The organism is Selenomonas sp. oral taxon 138 str. F0429 (genome assembly GCF_000318175.2).
Taxonomy (GTDB): Bacteria; Bacillota; Negativicutes; order Selenomonadales; family Selenomonadaceae; genus Centipeda; species Centipeda timonae.
This window is the reverse complement of record NZ_KB290941.1, coordinates 2,347-5,956: the sequence shown is the minus strand read 5'-3', so window position 1 is coordinate 5,956 and position 3,610 is coordinate 2,347. Positions and strand designations below refer to the sequence as shown.

Below are 3,610 nucleotides of genomic sequence, written 5' to 3'. Positions count from 1 at the left end.
GTTCAAGGAGGGGATGAGATGAGCGGGAAGATTAAAAAGGTCTATTTGCCCGGTCAGCAGTTTGGCTGGCTGACTGTATTGAGCGAAGGAAACAAATCATCCTCCGGGGGGCGGCGCATTCGTGTCCAATGTCGATGTGGCAGAATATACGACACATCTCCGGAGACCTTTAAGCGCAAGGAATGCAAATGTCACTGGTGCGCCAATAAAATCAAGGCTCAATTACGCACATTGGATTTAGTCGGGAAAACTTACGGAAACTATGAAGTTCTCGAAAAGAGCGAACAGGATGACAAGGGGCATTTTCAATATCGGTGCAGATGTAAGCGATGCGGCAGCATCTCCCTCCGCACACAATACGAGATCACGCATTATTCAAATTCCGGTAAATGCAGTCAATGCAAGCCGGAGTTTCATTTTGCAGTCAAAGACGGCACGGCTGTTGGAACATTGCCGAGCGGGGATAAGTTTCTCATTGATGCCGAAGATGTGGATATTGTATCGAGATATTGGTGGTATAAAAAAGCGGACAGTAATTATGTTATTGCGGATATTAAGGCACATGGAAAACTGATCAGGCGGCTTCGACTGCATCGTCTGCTCTTAGGAGTTGAGGATGATATTTTCGTTGTAGACCACATAAACCGCAATCCACTGGATTGCCGCAAGAGCAATCTGCGCGTAGCGACGCAGCACCAGAATTGTATCAACAAGGGAATCCGCTCGTCTAATACGATTGGTTACATCGGTGTGAAAAAGCGCAAACAAGGCATGTACGAAGCCAGTATTACCCTTAACGGGCAGCAAATAATTCTCGGAAAATCACATAACGCAATTACCTGCGCTCAAATGTACAATGTCGGGGCGCAGTGCTTATTCAGGCAGTTTGCCGGACAGCTGAATTGCGTTCCTGAACCTTCTTTATGGACAGAATTTCAAGTCTGGAAAAGATGTCGCCCTTATACCAATTTAGCAAATCAGATAACGAAGTCTGTGATTTGTTCATAGGTGATGGCGCAGCTCAAAAGATACAGTTGGCGATGTAGGTCGCTTTTTTTATTGCAGGAGGTGTATATCTTGGGAAAAATGACATCCGAGATGCAGCTTGTCCCCATCGGAAAGCTCATCCCTTATGTGAATAACGCCCGCACCCACTCGAAGGAGCAGATCACCAAGCTGCGTTCGTCTTTGCGGGAGTTTGGTTTTGTCAATCCCGTCATCATCGACCGGGAATTCAACGTCATAGCGGGACATGGAAGAATCCTCGCCGCGAAAGAGGAGAACATTGAGCAAGTTCCGTGCGTATTCGTCGATCATCTGACCGAGGCGCAGAAGAAAGCCTACATTCTCGCAGACAACCGTTTCGCACTTGACGCAGGATGGGATGAAGAGATGCTGCGCGTCGAGATGGAAGCCTTGCAGGGCATGGACTTTGATATCTCGCTCACGGGCTTCGATGAGTCCGAGATTGCTGACCTGCTCTCCTTGGATGGTGGTGAGGCGCAGGAAGATGACTTCGACGTGGATGCGGAACTTGCAAAGCCCTGCGTTGCCAAAATAGGAGATGTGTGGCATCTCGGCAAGCACCGTGTCATCTGCGGAGATTCCACTCTCCCGGAGACATACGAGCGTCTGCTTGGCGGCGAGAAGGTCAACCTCGTCTGCACGGACCCGCCGTATTTTGTGGCTCTGGAAAGTTCCTCTGGGAAAATAAAGAACGACGATCTGAATGACAAGGACGCCTACGAGTTCCTCAAATCCGCTTTTACCGCCTTTCACTCGGTGATGGCGACCGACGCTTCCATCTACGTTTTCTACGCAACAGCAAAAGCCCGCATCTTTCATGACGCTTATGAGGATGCGGGCTTTAAAGTTGGCGCAGGTCTGGTGTGGAAGAAAGACCGCCTTGTACTCACACGGACGGATTGGAAGTACATTCACGAACCGATCATCTGGGGCTGGCGGAAGGACGGGCGGCACAGATGGTACGGCGATCAGAAGCAGACCACCGTCTTTGCTTTCGACCGCATCAAGGATTCAAAGAAGGACGGCTGCGGCCATCCGTCCTCGAAGCCTGTGCCGCTCATCGCCTACCTTGTCAAGCAGTGTACACAGACGAATGGTATCGTTCTCGACGGCTTCCTCGGTTCTGCATCAACGCTCATCGCCTGTGAGCAGTTGGGGCGTATTTGCTATGGCGTAGAGCTTGAGCCGAAATTCGTGGACGTGGCGGTGGAAAGATACATCCAGAGCAGAGACGGCAATGCCGAAGATGTCTTTTTGGAACGTGACGGTGAACGTATTCCGTATGCGGATGTGCCGAAAGCGAAGGAGGAATCTTGATGCGTGTGTTTTTGAATCCCGGTCATGCTCCGGACGGAAATCCCGACCCCGGCGCGTGTGGCTTTGGACTGCGGGAATGTGATGTCGCAAAAAATGTCGCTGACCTTGCGGCGGGCTATCTGAGTGCCGCAGGTGTTGAGGTGGTTGACAACTTTCAGTCTGATAGTCTGCATGAAGTTGTCTCAGCTTCCAACCGCAGCGGTGCGGACGTATTCATCTCGATTCACTGCAACGCCTATAACGGCAGTGCAAACGGAACGGAGACGTGGCACTTCTACGGAAGCGAAGAGGGGGAGAAGCTGGCACAGTGCATCCAGAATCAGATCGTGGATGCGCTCGGAACTGTGGATCGCGGCGTGAAGGGTGCAAAGCCCGGTGTTAACGGTCTGTACGTTCTGAGCAACACCGATGCGGTCGCTGTGCTCGTGGAACTTGCGTTTATCGACCATGCGGGTGACGCAGAGCTTCTGCGTTCGCAGCAGGATGAATTTGCCCGCGCCATTGCGCGTGGGGTAACGGACTATGAAGGAGAGTGTTGAAGATGAAACTGGAACACATTCAAAACGAACTGAAAAATCATGTGGGGGATTTTGTACGGACGGAGGCAAAGGAAGCGACGGTTCTCTGGCTTCACGAGAAGGGGCTTCCTGCCGCGCGTGAGGTGTCGGCGGCATACACGGCGGCACTTCGCGAGAGTGCGGAGAAGGAGACGGGATGGTGCAGATTCCGTGACCGCATCTTCCTGCCACTCGTCATCGACGGTGCGATCTGGATGACGGGCAAGATGCTTGAGCGTATGACCGCTCCCCATATTGTGAAATGATGACGCTCGGCAGTCTCTTTGACGGGAGCGGAGGATTCACACTCGGTGCTGTTTTTGCGGGCATAGAACCAAAGTGGGCATCGGAGGTCGAGCCGTTCCCAATTCGTGTCACAACGAAGCGGCTGCCCTCCGTCAAGCATCTGGGGGACATTCACCAGATTCGCGGGGATGAGATCGAGCTTGTGGACATTATCACATTCGGTTCTCCCTGCACGAATCTCAGCATTGCGGGACGGCGGGAAGGGCTGCATGGGCAGGAGTCCATACTTTTTTTTGAAGCTGTCCGTATCGTGCGAGAAATGAGGTGTGCAACGAATGGAAGATATCCGAGATTCATCGTCTGGGAGAATGTCGCGGGAGCGTTTTCAAGTTCGGGTGGACGGGACTTCCAATCCGTCCTTACGGAAATCGTCCGCATCAAAGAGCCGGAAGCACCCGAGGTGC

The 3,610-nt window shown here is 52.2% G+C and carries 5 protein-coding genes; all 5 read left to right on the top strand.

What is annotated here, in order from left to right:
- Positions 1 to 18: 18 nt before the first annotated feature.
- Entirely contained in the window at positions 19 to 1,008 is a 990-nt protein-coding gene (locus HMPREF9163_RS11530; RefSeq protein WP_051038605.1) for an HNH endonuclease, read from the top strand.
- A gap of 69 nt (positions 1,009 to 1,077) precedes the next feature.
- Positions 1,078 to 2,343 (top strand): site-specific DNA-methyltransferase, encoded by a 1,266-nt coding sequence (locus HMPREF9163_RS06865; protein ID WP_037346485.1) that lies wholly within the window; start codon positions 1,078 to 1,080, stop codon positions 2,341 to 2,343.
- Entirely contained in the window at positions 2,343 to 2,882 is a 540-nt protein-coding gene (locus HMPREF9163_RS06860; protein ID WP_009441011.1) for an N-acetylmuramoyl-L-alanine amidase, read from the top strand. Before HMPREF9163_RS06865 ends, HMPREF9163_RS06860 begins: the two co-directional genes overlap by 1 nt.
- Positions 2,883 to 2,884: 2 nt before the next feature.
- Positions 2,885 to 3,166: a hypothetical protein gene (locus HMPREF9163_RS06855; RefSeq protein WP_037346482.1), complete on the top strand. Its 282-nt coding sequence runs from the start codon at positions 2,885 to 2,887 to the stop codon at positions 3,164 to 3,166.
- Positions 3,163 to 3,610, top strand: a 448-nt coding sequence (locus HMPREF9163_RS12500) for a DNA cytosine methyltransferase (RefSeq protein WP_009441009.1), incomplete at its 3' end; no start/stop codon positions are given. The genes HMPREF9163_RS06855 and HMPREF9163_RS12500, both read left to right, overlap by 4 nt.

Excerpts from the sequence above, each read along its gene's own strand:
- HMPREF9163_RS06860 (WP_009441011.1), top strand. The coding sequence starts at position 2,343 with ATGCGTGTGTTTTTGAATCCCGGTCATGCTCCGGACGGAAATCCCGAC.
- HMPREF9163_RS06855 (WP_037346482.1), top strand. The coding sequence starts at position 2,885 with ATGAAACTGGAACACATTCAAAACGAACTGAAAAATCATGTGGGGGAT.
- HMPREF9163_RS11530 (WP_051038605.1), top strand. The coding sequence starts at position 19 with ATGAGCGGGAAGATTAAAAAGGTCTATTTGCCCGGTCAGCAGTTTGGC.